Genomic DNA, 18,384 nt, shown 5'->3' on the forward strand with positions numbered 1-18,384 from the left:
TTTAGAAGAATACGAAAGGAAGTAAGTTTAGTGGAATTAGAACCCCTATACCAGATCAAGGTGACATGCAGCAATTGTGAAGACACGTTTTCAACCTCCCGTGTGCGTCCAAGCTTTAAACGGGCCGTTCGGACGGATACGGACTTTTGCGGGTATTATCGCATGGAAAATCCTGATTATTATGTGGTACGGATTTGCCCATCCTGCGGCTACGCTTCGACAGAGAATTTTAATCCCAAGCTGAGCGATTTGCAGCGGACCCGGTTCCAGGAAGAGATCGGCAAAAAAATAATCCGGCGCGATTACGGCGGACACCGGGATTGGGAGACGGCTCTCGAGGCGTACAAACTGGCCTTGCTATGTGCTCAAACGATTGGTGAAAAGGAAAAGATCGTAGCAAGCCTGCTTCACCATATCGCCTGGTTGTACCGGTATCAGGAAAACCGGGAACAAGAGCAGCGGTTTCTAAAATATTCCCTGGACTCTTATGTTCGTGTATTTGAAAATGAGGACATGCAGGGCAGCGATGCCCGGCTTATGTATCTGATCGGCGAACTTCACCGCCGGATCGGGGAAAATAACGATGCGGTCAAATGGTTCTCCCGCGTTATTAACGATAAGAAGATTATGGACGCGGCTATGATTCGGGCTTGCAGAGAACAATGGGCTTTGTTGCGCGAGGAGATGCTGAACGAGGGCCTGGAACTGACTGAAGAGATGCGGGGTTAATTAACCCCGCTGTTTGAAATTTTACTTTCGTAATGTGGTGTCCGTCAGCAAATAGTCCGCGTCGCTGTCCAGAATCGTAACTTTGTTTCCGCAGCAGGGAAATACCAGCAGCTTTTTGATTCCTTCGTGGGCATTGGTGATATCCCGTGGCTTGATTGGGAGCAGGATATTATTCTTTCCGCAGAACGGGCATTCCTGTACATACACATCCCCCATGATGATATCGTAAGGCAGCGTCTTTTCAAAAGGAATCACGATGACCGATCATCTTTGCCCGGGTGTTGGTTTTCCGCTTCCTGCTTGGCCAGTTCGGCGATTTTTTGCAGTAATATATGTTGCGGCATATGCATGAGGCGCTCGATCGGCACGTTCAGCTCGGCGGCCAGCTTAATTGCGGTTTCCGGCGAGATTTGCAGCGGCTTCATAAATAAATCCCCTCCTAATGTTTTGCATGGCAATGAATTCGTGTTATTTGAACATCAACAATGGGGCGAACATGTACTTATAGTTATACACTTTTATTCCGCCCGGTATCAATACGGCGGACCAGAAAGGATGAAAATAGCATGGAACAATTAACTAATCCGATCACACCGACTTGGGAGCTCGAATCTATTTTTGCGGGAGGTTCTTCTTCCGAGGCGTTTCAAACCTTTCTTGGCCAACTGGGGGAGGATCTCTCCGGATTGAACGAGAAGCTGCGTAAGGCTTTGGCACCAGTCAATTTGGAGGAAACGAAGAGTTTTGATGAAATTATTCAGGGGCTGCAGAGTGTCTTGAGTCGTGTCAGTGAGGCCGGTGCTTTCGTGGAATGTTTGACGGCACAGGATCAGCACGACAAAAAAGCGGTACAGCTTACAGCTAAAGTGACGACACTGCGGGCTGCGCTTGATAACGTGCTGACCTTGTTCCAAAACGTGCTTCGAATGACGGAAGATTCCATATGGGAAGCATGGATGGCTCGGCCTGAAGTGTCCCCGATTTCGTTTGTATTGAGCGAAAAGCGCCATGCCGCCAAGGAATTGTTGTCTCCCGAACTGGAGAGCCTGGCATCCGACCTTGCCGTGGAAGGCTATCATGGCTGGGGGCAGCATTACGATACGATTGTTGCGAAGGTGGGCGTTCCGTTCACCGATGATAAGGGTGAAACTACGATTCTGTCCGTAGGCCAGGCCGCCAACAAACTGGATGACCCGAACCCGAAGGTCCGGGAGGCGACTTTTGCCAAATGGGAAGAGGCGTGGGGGAAGGTCGCCGATTACAGCAGTGACACCTTGAACCGGCTGGCCGGATTCCGGTTGAAGCTGTATGAGAAACGCGGATGGGATGACGTGTTGAAGGAACCTTTGGAAATTAACCGGATGTCTCGACAAACCTTGGACACGATGTGGCAAGTGATTGAAGAAAACAAGCCGTTTTTTGTTTCCTACCTGGAACGGAAAGCGAAGCTTCGCGGCGTTGAAAAGTTAAACTGGAGCGATGTGGATGCTCCGTTAGGTGAGGTAACGGGGAAAATCACGTATGACGAGGCCGCGAAAGAAATCGTTAACCAGTTCGGCAATTTCAGTCCGAAGCTTGCGGATTTTGCCGTGAAAGCCTTTAACCGCCGCTGGATTGAGGCGGAAGACCGTCCCGGCAAGCGACCGGGCGGATTCTGTACTTCGCTCACGGTTAGCAAAGAGACCCGGATCTTCATGACGTTCGGAGGAACCGTTTCAAACATGGCGACGCTCGCTCACGAGCTTGGGCATGCCTATCATCAATACTTAATGGATGAATTGCCGGAATTTAATCAGGGCTATGCCATGAACGTAGCCGAAACGGCGTCCACTTTTGCGGAAATGATCGTGGCCGACGCACTGGTACGGAATGCATCCAGCGAAGAGGAAAAAATCAACTTACTCGCGGACAAAATCCAAAGCGGCATCGCATTCTTCATGAATATTCATGCCCGATTCTTGTTTGAAACCCGTTTCTATGAGAAACGGAAGCAAGGAATGCTGGACGCTGCGGAACTGTGCAGTCTCATGGAAGAAGCGCAGCGGGAAGCGTTCCAGGGCGCCTTGGGCGGATACCATCCTCACTTCTGGGCTTCCAAATTGCATTTCTATATTACGGAAGTTCCCTTCTATAACTTCCCTTATACGTTCGGATACATGTTCAGTACCGGCATCTATGCGCTTGCCGTGCGCGAGGGCGCAGGGTTTGCCGACAAATATGATGCGCTGCTGATGGATACCGGCCGGATGACCGTGGAAGAACTGGCGGCTAAACATTTGAACGTGGATTTGACGAAACCGGATTTCTGGCGTGGAGCCATGTCCGTTGTGGTGGACGATGTGAAGCAGTTTCTGGATTTGACCCAATAATAATTCGTTGATGACTGCCCCTCTCAGGGATGTTCCTGAAAGAGGGGCAGTTTTTTTGGCGATTGGCGATTCCATATTTTGTAACTAAATGCAATCAACAAAATTCCGATAATGAATTTAAGACAAAAGAAGGAGGCAGATTATGATGAAAAAAATGGGAGTAATCGCTTTGTCCTGTATACTGGCCATGAGCTTGATGAGCGGTGCGGCATTGGCTAAAAATGATGACAAGGGGAATAAAGCGGACAAAAAAACGGAAGCTTCGGGACAAAGCAAAACCGGTGGTAATCCGGTAAGCGGGAAACCGGAGAAAGACAAACCTGAAACAGGGAATTCGAATAACAATAACTCCGAAAATGAAAAGCAAAACAAAACAAATGAAAAAGATGCCGTAACCGACGCTACATATACATATAATAACCGTGGACCTCAAGGTTATAAGGGGCTTTTACATGCGATTGAAAATGTGAAGGATAAACCTGCCGGCGCTGTTATTGCCGAGATTCTGTTAAGTAAATATGACGCGCATTTGACGGAGGAGACGAGAATCGAGCTTGAAGCCATCGTCGAGGCAGATGCCGCATTGTCCGAAGCCGCAGAACTGCTGGACCAGCAGGGGAGCGTAACCGATGCGGTCTATGTTCAGAAGGAAGCGATCAAAGCGAACGTGAAAAACCTGGAAGGTTACAAAAAGTTGGGCAGATACTATAAAAAGCTCGGTAAACATGGGGTGAAGCTGTTTGTAAACGGAGAAGAGTCCGACTTGATGGTATCTCCGGTTGTGCAAGAGGGCAGCACGCTGGTTCCGTTCAGAACAATTGCAGAAGCGCTTCAAGCGGAAGTAATCTGGAACAAAAATGACAAAACGATTATGATTACGAAGGAAGGCATTACCGTTAAGCTGGAGCTTGGCAGCAAAACTGCGTTTGTCAACGGCGAGAAAAGACAGCTGGAAGCTCCCGCAAAGATCGTAAACGGCATTACGCTTGTCCCGGCCCGGTTTGTGAGTGAAACTCTCGGCGCAGAGGTGAAATGGGAAGCGGAATCCAGCTCTGTGGTGGTTTATGAAAAATAACTTACAACATAATAAATGTCAGATGTCCGGCAAGGAATCTTTTGACGGCTTTTTAAGTGTCGGTGAAATGAATCCCTGAACACAAAGAAAGTCCTCAGGGCTTCCTGCTGCGAAAGCGGGAAGCCCTGAGGACTGATAATTTTACTCCATTAATTTCTCATTCCCGTCACGGTAGACGCCGCACCGGTAACGCCCGCATGCTCACCTAACGCGGCGGCATGCAGGAGGATCCCGTCGCCCCAGTAGACGGGCATGACGTTGCGGCGCAGTTGCTCGCCGATTCTGTCCAACAGGAAATCGCCCTGGGCGGTAATGGCTCCCGCGAGGAGAAACCGGCGGGAGTTAAGAATATGCGCCAGATTGGCGAGGCCGATTGCGATGACTTCCGCATACAGGCCGACAAGGTTAAGGGCCGCCACATCCCCGCCGCGGGCCGCTGCGAACAGCTGCTTCGGATCCTGAACCCAAGGATCCGGAGCTTCATGCTCGAGCATCAGGTTTTTAAGCCCGGACACGGAAGCGTAGTTCTCCCAGCAGCCGCGATTGCCGCAACTGCATGGAAGGCCGCCTATGGCGACGATATGGTGGCCGAAGCCTCCGGCATAACCGTCATCTCCCCCTTCGATCGTACCGTCCTTGACGATACATCCCCCAATTCCCGTACCGATAGCAACGCAAGCGAAATCGGAAATGCCCTGAGCTGCCCCATTCCATTGTTCACCCAGCGCGATGGCATGGACATCGTTCATCACGGTGACCGGAAGCCCGGCCTCTCGCTCCAGCAGCTGCTTTAGCGGAGTTCCTGTCCAGCCGGGCAGATGCTCCGTGGCATAGGAAATTGTACCGGAGCGATCGACCGAACCGGCGGTTCCGATGCCTATGCCAAGGAGTTGCAACCCCTCCTGTTCAGCTGTCCGGCGGTGCTCCCCGATGATGCCGGACAGCTTGGCGAGGAGGGCATCCCTGCCCCGGGAGGCCTCCGTCGGTACGGTGCGGAAGTGCCGGACGCTGCCGTCCGCGCTGACTAACGCGGATTTGATGCCGGTGCCGCCGAGATCGATGCCGATGGCGCCGCGTATCCGGTTCATCGGACATTACCGGCTGACTCGGCACCCCGGATGGCGCGGACGAAATGTCCCGTCACCGTGTGCGGACGGGTAATCACCGTTCCGACGACGACGGCGAAGGCACCCGCCCGCAACGCCTCGGCGGCCTGCTCCGGGTCCTGAATCCGTCCCTCGGCGATGACCGGAACCTGCACGGCGGCGGCCAGCTCCGTCAGCAACCGGAAGTCCGGTGCTTCGCTCTGCGGACTGTAAGGGGTATAGCCGGACAAGGTCGTGGAGATCAGATCAAATCCCAGCGCCTCCGCGGCGATTCCTTCCTCCAAGGTCGAGACGTCGGCCATCAGTAACCTGCCGGGCTGCTTCCGGACGCCGGACACCAACGCTTCCAGCGTCTCTCCATTAGGCCGCACCCGCCCGGTAGCATCCACGGCGACGATATCGGCGCCGACTGCAAACAGCGCCTCCGCATCGGAAAGGCTGGGCGTTATATAAACGTCCGAACCGACATAGTTCCGCTTCCAGATGCCGATGACCGGCAATCCGCAGCCTTCTTTAATAGCAGCCACATCCTGCGGTGAATTGGCCCGGATGGCCGCAGCTCCTCCGTCCTTGGCGGCATTCGCCATGGCCGTCATGATATGGCTTCCGTACAGTGATTCCCCGGGATAAGCCTGACAGGATACGATCAGCTGTCCTTTCAACTGTTCCAGTAGTTTCTCCATATTCCCTTTCTGGCTCCTTTAATAAATATAGTCTTCAAAAATATAAAGCGGATACAATTTATGTTTCATAGTATAAAATCATAAATCTAACATGTAAAGAAAATTATTTTCTAATTTAACGGATATTTAGAAAAAAATAAACATTACCATTTACAAGTCGATTAGATTCTGCTACTTTAGAACTCAAGAAACAGCAAACCACATACTAAGGAGGAATTGCCAAGATGGAGTCGTTTGACGTCATAGTGATGGGCGGAGGCATTTCCGGTACGATGGCCGCAGTAGCGGCTGCCAAATCAGGCGCGAAGACGCTGATCGTGGAGTCGCAAGGCTATCTGGGCGGCACCTTGACCGCCAATGGAGTCGGCCCGATGATGACTTTTCATGCCGGGGAGAAACAGGCTATTCAGGGATTTACGGACGAACTGATCGAAAGGTTGAAAGGGATCGGCAAATCGCCGGGGCATATTTTTGATACGGTCGGATTTACGTACTCTGTGACTCCGTTCGATGCCGAGGCTATGAAGGTAGAACTGGAATCCATGATCCTGGAGAACGGAGGACAGATTCTGTACCACACGATGCTGGCTGAGGTGCATACAGAGGACCAGCGGGTTACCGGGATTACGGTTTGCAACAAGTCCGGGTTAAGCAAGCTGTCCGCCAAAGTCTTCATCGACGGTACGGGGGACGGCGACCTGTCCGTTCGTGCGGGAGCGGCCTTCACGAAAGGACGCGAAAGCGATGGGGCGACCCAGCCGATGACCTTGAAGATGAAGATGATTAATGTCGATATTCCCAAAGTGAAGGCTTATATCCATGCCCATCCGGAGGATTTTCCGCTCTACCATGGAGACACCTCGATCATCGAGAAAGCTCCGCGGCTATCGACCGCAGGCTTCGTCAGCCTGTTCAAGAAAGCGAAGGAGAACGGCGAGATTTCCATTCCGCGGGAGGATATTCTCTTCTTCGAAACGAATACACCGGGCGAGGTGATCATGAACACGACGCGGATTCTCGGGCATGACGGTACGGATGCGTGGAGCCTTAGCCGGGCCGAGACGGAAGGGCGTAAGCAATGCAGGGAATTGGAGCGTTTCATGAAAAAATACGTTCCGGGTTTTGAAAACGCTATCGTGGAATCCACCGGCCCTGCGATCGGCGTGCGCGGCTCACGGCAAATTATCGGCCTATATACGCTAACGGCGAAAGATATTCTGTCGCAGACGAAGTTCGAGGATACGATCGCCCATTCGGGTTATCCGATCGACATCCATAGTCCCGACGGCGAAGGGACGAAGCATGAGAAGCTGGAATGGGGCGGCATGTACAGCATTCCGTACCGTTGCCTGATTACGCCTACGCTCAAAAATGTCATCGTCATCGGCCGCTGTCTGTCCGCCACTTTCGAGGCCCAGGCAGCCGTCAGAACAACGCCGACCACCGGCGCCATCGGGCATGCCGGCGGGGTTGCCGCCGCACAGGCGGCACTGCAGAACCTGGATGTTCAGCAGGTTGACGTGACCCGGGTGCAAAGCGAATTGAAGAAGCAAGGCGCGTACCTGGAGGTTTAAGTTGAACTAGAAATAACAAATAGGTAAGTGTGCGAATGGAGGAGCTACAAACATTCGCATGGCTGCCCCTATATGGAATTCAACTTATACGGTTTTTAATTTGAATGGTAAAGGGGATTGAACCATGAGTTCAATGATGTGGGTACAGGCAATTGGCATTTTAGTCGTATTTCTTATTTTTTCGGCGCTCATGATGACTCGGAAGCTTCCGACGATTCTGGCGCTGCCAAGTATGGCAATTCTGTTTGCGATAATTGCGGGCGTGCCATGGTCTTCCAGTACTCCCGATACGGCTACGCTGAGCGGGACGATTCTTGCCCAAGGGTCCATGCGGCTGTCCACGGCGATCGCTGGGCTGATCTTCGGCGCCTGGTTCGGTCAGATCCTGAATAAAGTCGGGATCACCAAGTCCATTATCCGCAAAGCCGCCGAGCTGGCCGGCGACAAACCGGTGCTGATCGCGCTGCTGTTCTTCGTTACGGCGTCGGTGATTTTTTCCGCGGCAAGCGGTCTCGGAATGGTTATTCTCGTAGGGACGATCATTATCCCGATTATGCTGACCGCCGGCATTAGTCAATTTCTGGCCTCCGTCGTTCTGCTGACTTCCGTAGGCGTCGGGGTGCTGTTCAACGTTTCCAACTGGGCGGTTTACGTCGATGTCATGGGTCTGCCGGTTTCCACCGTCGCCGACTATACACTGATCGCCGCGTTGCCGCTTATTGTAATCAGTATGATCATGATCGTGTTTTATGCCCGCCGCGATGGACGCGGACGCAAGGCATGGGCAATGCCGGCTACTTCTCCGACCCCGGAAGGTCGAAAAGTGCCGACAATCGCTCTGATCAGCCCATTGGTTCCTGTAATTATGGTTTTTGCCTTTAAAATGGACATCGTGCCTGCCGTCATCATCGGTGCGGTTGCCACGTTGCTGCTGTCTTGGCCGAAGCGTCCGGTACATGTACTTTCCAGCTCCCTGGTGGAGGGGATTCAGGATGTGGCCGGAGCCTTGGGGCTGATGATCGGGATCGGTATGCTGGTCAACGCGGTTATGGCGCCTCAGGTTACGGCGATTATTTCGCCGGTGATCGAATCCGTGCTGCCGAACAGCCCGCTGATGTACATCCTGTTCTTTACTATTTTGTCGCCGCTGGCGATTTACCGCGGTCCGCTTAACGTGTGGGGCCTGGGAAGCGGGATCGCCGCATTGTTCGTAGGGGCGGGCATGACGCCGATCGCGGCTATGCTGGCGCTTCGGGTAGTCAGCAATGTGCAGGCCGTTTCCGATCCGACCAACTCTCACAACGTTTGGGTGGCCGATTTCACGAAGAGTGACATTAACGAAATTTTGAAGCGGACTCTGCCTTGGATGGTTGCAGCCGTGTTGATCTCCATGGTGTGGGGCGCGCTCGCAGTTTTTTAAAATAAGGACGCAGTAGATATAGAGAGATAGGAGGGAGCTATGAAATGGGTCAAAAAGTAAGGGTTGGCATTGATGTCGGCGGTACGTTTACGGATGCGGTCGTGTTGGATAATGAAACGTTTGAGATCATCGAAAAAATGAAGATTCCTACCACCCATCATGATGAGGATGGCGTGGCAAAAGGAATTGTACAGATCCTGCAAAGTATCTTGGAGAGTAAGGGGATCGCTCCTGAGGATGTTGCTTTTATAGCCCACGGGACGACGCAGGCGACCAACGCTTTGCTAGAAGGGGATGTCGCCAGAGTCGGCATCCTCGGCATGGGGGCGGGGATGGACGGATTGAGCGCGCGCAGCGAGTCCAACCCGGGGCAGATCGAACTCGCGCCAGGCAAAAACCTGCAGACCTACCATACGTACATGGATTCCAAAAATTTGAAGGATGAAGCCGTGGAGCAGGGATTGCAGGATTTGCTTGCCCAAGGGGCGGAGGTGATCGTCGCTTCGGAGGCTTACAGCGTGGATGATCCGGCAAGTGAGTTGCGCGTCGTCGAAGCGGCAAACCGGCGCAGCGTGTTCGCGACCGGCGGGCACGAAATTTCCCAGCTGTACGGCCTGCGGACGCGGACCCGGACGGCGGTTATTAACGCCAGTCTGATTCCCAAGATGATGGAGACGGCTAACATGACCGAGAAGTCGGTCAAGAACGCGAACATCTCCTCGCAGTTGATGATCATGCGCTGCGACGGCGGAGTAATGAGCATCGACGAGGTGCGGAAGCGCCCGATTTTGACGATGCTGTCGGGGCTGGCTGCCGGCGTGGCGGGAGCGCTGATGTACGAGAAAATATCCGATGGCATCTTTTTTGAAGTCGGCGGAACGAGCGTGGATATCTCGGTCATCAAGAACGGCAAGGTCATGATCCAGAACGCGCAGGTCGGGGGACACCGTACCTACTTGCAGTCTCTGGATGTCCGGACCTTGGGTATAGCAGGCGGAAGTATGATTCGGGTGGCGGGCGGCAAGATCGTCGACGTCGGCCCGCGGAGTGCTCATATCGCCGGGAAGGCCTATGAATGCTTCGCCGATCCGGGAGAATTGAAGAATGCGCAGGTTCTGTTCATCAGCCCGCGTGAAGGAGACGCCCCCGAATACGCGATTGCCCGGGGGGGCAGCGGCGGGGAGTTTTCCTTTACGCTGGCGGGGGCAGCCAACTTGCTCGGCTACGTGCCGGAAGGGGACTATGCGTATGCCGGGAAGGAAAGCGCTGAATTGGCATGGAACGCTTTGGGCGCGCATCTGGGAATGTCCGGAGAGTCGGCGGCCCGCCAGGTGATGGACATCGCCATCGAGAAGACAATGAAGACGGTTAATGAGATGATTGCCGATTACGAGTTGGACCGTTCTTTCGTCACACTGGTCGGCGGAGGCGGCAGCGGAGCCGTCCTGATCCCTGCCATGGCCGAGAAAGAGCGGATGAAATGGCAGATCGCCAAGAATGCGCCGTATATCTCGACGATCGGGGTAGCCCTGGCTATGGTCAAGGAGCAGATCGAACGGACGGTCATCAACCCGACCGAGGCGGATATCAAGCGGATCCGCAGCGATGTGATGGATAAGATCGTCCAGTCCGGCGCGAGCGAAGAGACCGTAGAAATCATGATCGAGATCGATAATCAGAAGAACATTTTGCGAGCGATCGCTACCGGCTCGACAGAGCTCCGATCCAAGGATCTTGGACAGGCGGCGCTGACGGAAGAGGAAATGCGGCGCATCGCGGCGAGCTCTGTGGACGCGCCGTTCGAATCGATGGTCCTGGCTGCCCAAACAGGCCGCTGGAATTTGTTCGCCAGCGAAGAAATTCGCAAATCCTTCTTCGGCTTACTGAAGAAGAAGCGCACTTCCGTCAGCGTGGTTGACAGGGAGGGCGTGGTCCGGTTCAAGCAGGCCGGGGTTCATTACGGCCAGTTTGCCAAGAAGCAGCGGCAGGATGCCTTTGTGGCTTTCCTGGATGACCACACGATTTATTCGGATGCAAATGCGACAATTCCAAAGGTATTCATATTCTTCCGGGAAAAAATGCTTGATCTGACCGGAATGCAGACGAAGGAGCAACTGTTGTCCATCCTGGATATGGAGACGGAAATGCTGGGCGAGGAGGAAGTTTGGCTTGCGGTAGCGTATCAATAGCCTGGAGCGGAAGGAGGCTGATGGTTAACGATGACGGGGGCACGGAACAAGGAACAGGTCTTCGAGATCCGCGGTTTGGGTCTTAACGATGAGGTATTGGCTATGGCCGAGCTGGAACGGGACCCGGTTTTTCATAAAATCGCGCCCGATAAGTACGGATATTATATATCCCGGTCATTGGACATGGGGAGAGAAGCCGCAGTCCGGCTGAAGGGCCGGGATATCCGGGAGCTTCTTGATCAAGCGGGCGTGAAGTTTAACCTTGCGGCGTCGGCGGGTACGGGCGCTTTCAAGGTCGCGCTCCGTGCCCAGCTGGACTGGAGCGGAAAGGTGCCGAAGATTACCGTATACCGGGAATCCATGCGCCAGCTTCACATAGCGGCTGAGGCTGCGGAGGGAGCGCTTGGCCCCGTTACCTTCGACAGGATCGTGGACATCCATCTGGCGCATGAGTACTATCACTTGCTGGAGTATCGCGGCGGGCAATTTACGAATGAATTGCTGGATCCGGTGGAGTGTCTGAAAATTGGTCCCTTCCGCAGAACGGCAACGATTCTGCAGAGTAGCGAAATCGCGGCGCACGCCTTTTGCAAAGAACTTCTTGGCTTGCCTTATTTACCGAGCTTGCTGGATAATATTTACCTGATGCAGACAGGCCATATGAAAATGGAGCAGTTTGCGGAAAATGTGAAAAAGTGGAAAACAATTTTGAGCGAGAATGGACTCCATATGCTATAATAAGTAAATCGTTTATTGCGTAAGATCGTTTGTAGAAAACGCTTTTTCGCAAATGCAGGAGGACATATCATGGCTTCGCAAGTACCCGCGGTGATTGCAAAGATCATTTCGCTTAAGCAAAAGTTTACTTATGGTGAAAACCAGATCGCTCAATTCGTGATTCACAATTCTGAGTTCATCAGCCAACATACGATTACGGCGCTTGCCAATGAAATCGGCGTATCGGAAACAAGTATCAACCGGTTTTGCAAGAAGATCGGCTTCAAGGGCTTTAACGATTTCAAGATCGCCATTGCCCAGGATACGTTTTACCGGGAAATGCAGACACGGAAAAAAGAACGCCGCGAAATTACGCCCATCGACGGACTGGCCCTCGATTACAACGAACTGGTCGTCAACACGTCGGCTATGGTTTCCGAGGATGCGCTGCTGAACGTGGCGGAAATGCTGAAGAAGGCCAGGCGCATTCATATATTCGGCATCTTCGATTCCTTCTTACCGGCCATGGCCTTGAAGAACCGTCTGACGCTGATCGGTATCAACGCCGAGGCCAGCAACGACAGCCGGGCGATGAAAATCGCGGCGTCCCAAGCCACGGCGGAAGACATTGTCATCGCGTTTACCCGCTCCGGGGCGACGCCGGAAATCATCGATGCGGTTTCCACGGCGCAGATGAACCAGGCGAAGACGGTGGCCATCACCTGTTATGACTCTTCGCCGGTCACCGAGGCCGCGGAAACGAATATCATCGTACCGGACAAAATGTCCGTCAGCAACAGCGCGATGATGTCGAATCACATTACATTTCTGTTTGTGGTGGATGCCGTCACTAGCCTGCTTATATCCTCGGATAAATCTTATCTGAAGAAGAAGCTGGACAGCGAGGGCATTATCTCCAGCCGTCCTTCGGTGACGGAGTATTATTGATAGCCAATCAAAAAAGCGGTTTGCCTAAGGAGGCAAGCCGCTTTTTTTAGTGTATGTCCGTCATAGTCGTCATCTCTGAACTAGCCAGATCGATGGAAGAACGCATCTCGTTCTTGGCGGACAAGTATCAAAATCTGTCTTCACCCGACCGGGAATATCGGCGAGTTAATCAGGGGATTTTTGCGGTAAAGGATCATGTGCTGGAATAAAAGTTAATTAACTGTATGTCGAAAGAACAGGGAATATGTTGAATTTTGGCATAGGAAGGGAATGAAGTAATATTTTGTATAGTAATAAATAACCATTTTTGTTGTATATTGTTGATCGATATATAACAATGACATATAATGAGACGTAAGCCCTAGCTAATAGGGACTATATGGGAAGGGAGGGTGAATATGCTGAATACCGATCAGCTTTCACTCGCTAGACAAGTGGACATAGTATTTAAGGAATTGGAAACTGAGCTTGGCGGAATGACTTCGGGGACCGTATTCATCCAAATCCGCAACAATGTGATCGGCAAATTCGGGATCCGTCACAACCCGATTGCCGGCCGGAACGGCGTCATGTCCGAAGAGGAAAAGGGATTATCGGCAACGCAATTGCATTCTTTTCGGACGATGGCGATCGAAGCATTAAAATATAAACGTTACTGGACCCATGGGGAAATCAGCTACGATTTTGCACTGAGGCAGGACATCATTGTTGTCGACGCCATGTTGGAATCCAATTACAATATGGCAAATTTAATGATTCAGCGCTATCCGCGCAAAAATCACGTCAATACATACCAGGATTATAATGCAGACGTATCCTCCTGATTTTGAACTTATCATGTAAAAGACAGGCGACCTGCTAATGCAGACCGCCTGTCTCCCTACTTTTTAAATAGGGGGAAAACCGATTACAGGTTCGAACGACCCGACAATTGCTGCTCTGCCAATTGTACCAGACGTTTTGTGATATAACCCCCGAGGGAGCCGGTTTCGCGGGAAGTGTAGTTCCCGTAGTAACCGTCTTGCGGAATTTGCACGCCCAATTCTTGCGCTGCTTCAAATTTCAACTGTTGCAATGCAGCAGTTGCTTGAGGAACGATCAGGTTATTGGAGCGGCTACCGCGGCCTTGGTTTTGACCTGCCATGTTTGTCACCTCCTTTGGCCTTTGTGATGTTAGTATGGTTTTTGGAGGACAAAATATTCGGCTTATCGTCAAACTATAGCAGTGGTAATTATTGCATTTCTCTTATGATGAACAAACAAAAAGCCACCTCCCTGTTCGGAAGGCGGCTCAGGATATATACCGGCTATAATTGTTCAGTCGGATAGATCATATCCAGATTTACGTTCAGTTCCAGACTTTGGCCCGGCTGAAGATCAATCAGTCCGGTCTCTTCATCCGGAAGACCCGAATTGGGGGCGTCCGGCAACCACGTATAAGGTTCGATACAGAGAAATTGATTCGCTTCTCCTTTGGTATATAAAACCCAATGTTTGAAGAAGGCCGGATCGGCCGAATAATGCAGTCCATAGCCATCGCTGCGAATCAGCTCGGCCTGCACGGGATGATTGCCTATTTTCAGCATTGTATCAAAATTCGTGCCTTGCAAACTCAAGCCCTCGTTCAAAGCTTCAAGTTCACCGAGCGGAGCGGTTTCTCCGGTGGTGATAATTTCCTCATCGGATAAATAGATTCCGGAAACCGGGAGTTTCAGACTCCATTGATCGGGCTCACCATCCAGCAGGAACCAGGTATGAAGCCCCAAACCGAAAGGAGCGGGCCGGTCGCCCAGATGACTTATCTTAAAAGTTTGTTTCAAGGATGCCCCCTGTAAGCGGAGCGTCATTTCCATTTTTAGCGGAACCGGGAATTGGCGCATCCAGTTCGGGTCATCGCTCGTTGTAAATTCCGTCGTAATCGCACAGCCGTCTTCATCCTCGTCGATATCGCTGACGCACCATGCCTGTGTTCTGTGTAGTCCATGGATGTGATTGTCATTCGCCGTGTTGCGGTCGAACTGGTACTCTTGACCGGCATACGAAAAATGTCCTCTGCGGATCCGGCCCGGGGGAATTAACAGCGGAATTCCGAAATGATAAGGCTTCTGCAGGTAGAAATCAAGATCCCCTTCCTCCGGACGGCGCAGTACATCGCGTTGCCGGACGTGATCCCATATGCTAATGACATTATTGCCAAGGCGGGGTAGCAGTGTGACTTCAAGTTCGCGGCTATGTAAGATATACGTATCGTAACCGTTCCATTGCCCTTTGGTCACTTTTTTCATATCGTTGCTCCTTTTCCCACATAATAATCGTATCCCTAAGCTTGAGACTATAATAACACTTTTTCTCTGGGACGAAAAATGGATTTGACATGGCAGCTTTAAGAACTATATGATGAACTTATATAAATAGATGAATATTTGTAATGCGATGATAGGGAGAAGTAAGCAAAGCGCCATTTCCTGCAGAAAGCCGGTGGTTGATGCGAACCGGTGGAAATACCTTGCCGAATGGACCTTGGAGCGCCGAGCGGAACAGGTGATGGGTTTATCCCCTTACTATAGTATGCCGGCCGTCTGATTCCACGTTACGGAAGATCAAGGCCGGAGGGCCTCATGGCGATGAATTCGCTTAGTTTTTTTCCTCCGGCGAATAAGGGTGGCACCACGGTCTCACGTCCCTTGCGGACGTGAGGCCTTTTTGCGTGCAATCTTGACGCAAGCTTACTTTCTATAACATTTTTCTTCTCGGAGGCTGATTTAAATGAAGAGAGTTCTTTCCGGCATCCAGCCCAGCGGTAAAATTACGCTAGGTAATTATATTGGTGCCTTGAAAAATTTCGTTACATTACAGGATGATTATACCTGCAACTTTATGGTGGTAGATCTTCATGCGATTACGGTACCGCAGGATCCCGCCGATTTGCGCGAACAGTCTGAAGCGGTAGCGGCCTTATTCGTTGCGGCAGGCATCGATCCAAACAAAGCGAACGTCTATATGCAGTCCCATGTGCGTCAGCACGCCCAGCTTGGATGGCTGCTGACGACGCTGACATCAATGGGGGAACTGGAGCGGATGACCCAGTTTAAAGATAAGGCCGCCGGCAAGGAATCCGTCGGCGCAGGCTTGTTTGTGTATCCGGCATTGATGGCCGCCGATATTTTGATCTATAATGCCGACCTAGTACCGGTAGGGGAAGACCAGAAACAACATCTGGAATTGACCCGGGATTTGGCCGGCCGGTTTAACCATCGTTTCGGCGATTATTTTACGATCCCGGAACCGTATATTCCGAAGGTCGGAGCCCGGATCATGTCGCTGGACGATGCTTCGAAAAAAATGAGCAAGAGCAACCCGAATGCGGGCAGTGCGATTTACCTGCTTGATTCGCCGGACGAGATTCGCAAGAAGATCAGCCGTGCAACGACTGACTCCGGTAGGGAAGTGAAGTTTGAGCCGGCGACCAAGCCGGAAGTCAGCAATTTGATCACGATCTATAGCCAGTGTTCGGGAATGTCGGTTGCAGAAGTGGAACAGCGGTACGAAGGGCAAATGTACGGTCCGTTCAAGAAAGACCTGGCCGAAGTCGTTGTCGGCGCGCTGGAACCGATTCAGCAGCGCTATCGTGATATCCGGGAATCCGGAGAGATACGCAGTATACTGCGCCAGGGTGCGGAGAGAGCTTCGGAAATGGCCGAGAAAACGCTGCGGGATGTGCAGCAATTGATGGGTTTTTTGCCAGAATAAATGAGTTGTGTGGTCTCAAGTAAAACTCACCATAATCCGGGCAGATTTTCTGCCCGGATTTTATATTTTATTGCACTGTAAAATAAGCATGTCCTAATGCGATGTCACTGAATTGTCATAATAAACCGGCGATGATCAAACGATTGTCAAACACTTTCGCATTTTGATATGATAAAGTTTATAGCGAGGGCAGGAATTCATCGAAATTTTTATGGATTTATATATATGGAACCTCTATTTCAAATATAGGAGGCATAATCACAAGTGGATAAACAATTCAGTTACCATGCACCTGCGGATTCTGCGGCGCTGTCCGTAAGGCCTTCGCCACCGGGGGAAACGGCAACCTGGAAAGATTTCGTTGCGTTGACCAAACCGGGGATTCTGCGGTCTAATCTGATTGCTGCCTTTGCCGGATTTTGGGTTGCTTCCCATTGGCAATTGCAATATGGAAAACTTATTTTAACGTTGGTTGCAACCGTTCTGATTATGGCGTCTTCCTGCGTGTTCAACAATTATTTTGACCGGGATCTGGATACCAAAATGGCTCGTACGAAAAACCGTGCACTGCCGGTAGGCAAGATTTCGCCCAAAACCGTGCTTTGGTTTGCCGTGATTTTGGGTATAGCTGGCTCGATTTTGCTGTTTGCTTTTTCCGGACCGCTTGCGGGTGTATTTGGGCTTGTCGGTATGTTCGTTTACGTTGTAGTTTATACGCTCTGGCTGAAACGGACTTCCACCTGGAGTACATCCGTAGGTGCTATCTCGGGAGCTATGCCCCCGCTGATCGGTTATGTTGCCGCATCGGGTAAACTCGATCTGGGTGCTCTGCTTATCTTCGCTTTGCTATTTCTGTGGCAGCCTCCCCATTTCTGGGCACTTGGCATTCGGCGGGTAGAGGAGTACCGTGCAGCCGGATTCCCGCTATTGCCTGTAGTTAAGGGGATTGCGAGAACAAAGCTGCAAATGATTCCATATCTCGTGCTGCTGATTCCGATTCCTGTATTAATGTATGTTTACAATTATACGGGGATGTGGTTCCTCGTTATTGGCGAAGTTCTGTCGGTGGCCTGGCTCTTTATGGCGCTCAAGGGCATTCGCTCGAAGGATAATGACGGGTGGGCCAAAAAGGTGTTCCTGTTCTCCGTCAATTATTTGACGATCGCATTGATTGTAATGATTCTGGATACCGTGTGGTTGTAATGGAGGAGTAGACCATGACCCTTTTGAAAAAGTACAAGTGGACCTGGATTTTGCTGGCTATTTGCGTCGTCTTGGCGGGATATCTGCTCTGGGATTCCTTTGCTAAACCGAAGCTGCCGGTCATTCGTCCGGTGGAGAGTTTCAGCATGGAAAATGTGGACGGCAAAACCGTGACGTTGGAGGAGACGAACGGGAAAGTCAGGCTGTTTTATTTCTTTTTCTCTAATTGTCCGGATGTATGCCCGGTGACCACGTTCCGGCTCAGCCAGGTGCAGGATGTACTGAAGGAAAAAGGGCTGTTCGGCAAAGACGCCTCCATCATTTCGATCTCCTTTGACCCGGAGCGGGATACCCGGGAGCAAATCAAGGCTTTCGGGGATAAATTCAAGGCGGATTATTCGGGTTGGTACTTCCTTCGTGGCGATCAGCAAAAAACGATGGATCTGGCGATGAACTCGTTTAAGATTCTGATCAATCAGGATCAGGACGGAAACTTTGTTCATATGGATTTGATCGGCCTGGTCGACAGGGAAGGGAATCTGCGCGAGATATACCGGCCGGAAGACACTGCCGCCCAAATCGCACAGGGTGTGGCCGATCTGGCAAAGGAATAAGCAAATA

The 18,384-nt window shown here is 51.6% G+C and carries 18 protein-coding genes and 1 other annotated feature; of the genes, 12 read left to right on the forward strand and 6 right to left on the reverse strand.

What is annotated here, in order from left to right; all coding sequences use genetic code 11:
- The first annotated feature begins 30 nt into the window (after positions 1–30).
- Entirely contained in the window at positions 31–729 is a 699-nt protein-coding gene (locus tag DFP94_RS12950) for a DUF2225 domain-containing protein (protein ID WP_181873140.1), read from the forward strand.
- Positions 730–750: 21 nt separating this feature from the next.
- Here the strand turns inward: DFP94_RS12950 and DFP94_RS12955 are convergent, their stop codons facing one another.
- Both DFP94_RS12955 and DFP94_RS12960 read right to left on the reverse strand, forming a co-directional pair.
- Positions 751–984 carry a hypothetical protein gene (locus DFP94_RS12955; protein ID WP_114496894.1) on the reverse strand — a complete coding sequence of 78 codons (234 nt, stop codon included), beginning with the start codon at positions 982–984 and terminating at the stop codon, positions 751–753.
- Positions 981–1,154, reverse strand: a complete 174-nt coding sequence (locus tag DFP94_RS12960) for a YycC family protein (RefSeq protein WP_114496895.1) — start codon at positions 1,152–1,154, stop codon at positions 981–983. The genes DFP94_RS12955 and DFP94_RS12960 overlap by 4 nt, the downstream gene beginning before the upstream one ends.
- Before the next feature lie 141 nt (positions 1,155–1,295).
- On the opposite strand from DFP94_RS12960, the gene DFP94_RS12965 reads away from it, so the two are divergent.
- Positions 1,296–3,098: a M3 family oligoendopeptidase gene (locus tag DFP94_RS12965; protein WP_114496896.1), complete on the forward strand. Its 1,803-nt coding sequence runs from the start codon at positions 1,296–1,298 to the stop codon at positions 3,096–3,098.
- Between the two features lie 142 nt (positions 3,099–3,240).
- On the forward strand, positions 3,241–4,173 hold the full coding sequence (locus tag DFP94_RS12970) for a copper amine oxidase N-terminal domain-containing protein (protein ID WP_245954798.1): 933 nt from the start codon (positions 3,241–3,243) through the stop codon (positions 4,171–4,173).
- Between the two features lie 149 nt (positions 4,174–4,322).
- On the opposite strand, the gene DFP94_RS12975 is transcribed toward DFP94_RS12970, so the two are convergent.
- The gene (locus DFP94_RS12975; protein ID WP_114496897.1) at positions 4,323–5,261 is read right to left on the reverse strand and encodes an ROK family protein; all 939 of its coding nucleotides are present in this window, start codon (positions 5,259–5,261) and stop codon (positions 4,323–4,325) included.
- Entirely contained in the window at positions 5,258–5,962 is a 705-nt protein-coding gene (locus DFP94_RS12980) for an N-acetylmannosamine-6-phosphate 2-epimerase (RefSeq protein ID WP_114496898.1), read from the reverse strand. The genes DFP94_RS12975 and DFP94_RS12980 overlap by 4 nt, the downstream gene beginning before the upstream one ends.
- A 224-nt stretch (positions 5,963–6,186) precedes the next feature.
- On the opposite strand from DFP94_RS12980, the gene DFP94_RS12985 reads away from it, so the two are divergent.
- From DFP94_RS12985 to DFP94_RS13010, 6 genes are all read left to right on the forward strand, one after another.
- On the forward strand, positions 6,187–7,536 hold the full coding sequence (locus DFP94_RS12985; protein ID WP_114496899.1) for an FAD-dependent oxidoreductase: 1,350 nt from the start codon (positions 6,187–6,189) through the stop codon (positions 7,534–7,536).
- 124 nt (positions 7,537–7,660) lie between these two features.
- Entirely contained in the window at positions 7,661–8,956 is a 1,296-nt protein-coding gene (locus tag DFP94_RS12990; protein WP_114496900.1) for a citrate transporter, read from the forward strand.
- Positions 8,957–9,000: 44 nt separating this feature from the next.
- Positions 9,001–11,145 (forward strand): hydantoinase/oxoprolinase family protein, encoded by a 2,145-nt coding sequence (locus DFP94_RS12995; protein WP_114496901.1) that lies wholly within the window; start codon positions 9,001–9,003, stop codon positions 11,143–11,145.
- Positions 11,146–11,175: 30 nt separating this feature from the next.
- Positions 11,176–11,883 (forward strand): hypothetical protein, encoded by a 708-nt coding sequence (locus DFP94_RS13000; RefSeq protein WP_114496902.1) that lies wholly within the window; start codon positions 11,176–11,178, stop codon positions 11,881–11,883.
- Positions 11,884–11,952: 69 nt separating this feature from the next.
- The gene (locus tag DFP94_RS13005; RefSeq protein WP_114496903.1) at positions 11,953–12,810 is read left to right on the forward strand and encodes a MurR/RpiR family transcriptional regulator; all 858 of its coding nucleotides are present in this window, start codon (positions 11,953–11,955) and stop codon (positions 12,808–12,810) included.
- A 398-nt stretch (positions 12,811–13,208) separates the two neighbouring features.
- Positions 13,209–13,634: an O-methyltransferase gene (locus DFP94_RS13010; protein ID WP_114496904.1), complete on the forward strand. Its 426-nt coding sequence runs from the start codon at positions 13,209–13,211 to the stop codon at positions 13,632–13,634.
- 83 nt (positions 13,635–13,717) lie between these two features.
- Here DFP94_RS13010 and DFP94_RS13015 read toward each other — a convergent pair whose 3' ends face one another.
- Positions 13,718–13,954: an alpha/beta-type small acid-soluble spore protein gene (locus tag DFP94_RS13015; protein ID WP_114496905.1), complete on the reverse strand. Its 237-nt coding sequence runs from the start codon at positions 13,952–13,954 to the stop codon at positions 13,718–13,720.
- A gap of 163 nt (positions 13,955–14,117) precedes the next feature.
- Positions 14,118–15,095: an aldose 1-epimerase gene (locus tag DFP94_RS13020; RefSeq protein ID WP_114496906.1), complete on the reverse strand. Its 978-nt coding sequence runs from the start codon at positions 15,093–15,095 to the stop codon at positions 14,118–14,120.
- 139 nt (positions 15,096–15,234) lie between these two features.
- Positions 15,235–15,498, forward strand: a binding site (T-box leader).
- A gap of 78 nt (positions 15,499–15,576) precedes the next feature.
- On the opposite strand from DFP94_RS13020, the gene trpS reads away from it, so the two are divergent.
- From trpS to DFP94_RS13035, 3 genes are all read left to right on the forward strand, one after another.
- Positions 15,577–16,560: a tryptophan--tRNA ligase gene (gene trpS / locus DFP94_RS13025; RefSeq protein WP_114496907.1), complete on the forward strand. Its 984-nt coding sequence runs from the start codon at positions 15,577–15,579 to the stop codon at positions 16,558–16,560.
- Positions 16,561–16,824: 264 nt separating this feature from the next.
- Positions 16,825–17,763 (forward strand): heme o synthase, encoded by a 939-nt coding sequence (gene cyoE / locus DFP94_RS13030; RefSeq protein ID WP_114496908.1) that lies wholly within the window; start codon positions 16,825–16,827, stop codon positions 17,761–17,763.
- 14 nt (positions 17,764–17,777) lie between these two features.
- On the forward strand, positions 17,778–18,377 hold the full coding sequence (locus tag DFP94_RS13035; RefSeq protein WP_114496909.1) for an SCO family protein: 600 nt from the start codon (positions 17,778–17,780) through the stop codon (positions 18,375–18,377).
- The last annotated feature ends 7 nt before the right edge of the window (positions 18,378–18,384 follow it).

This window comes from Fontibacillus phaseoli (assembly GCF_003337355.1).
In the GTDB taxonomy this organism is placed as follows: Bacteria; Bacillota; Bacilli; order Paenibacillales; family Paenibacillaceae; genus Fontibacillus; species Fontibacillus phaseoli.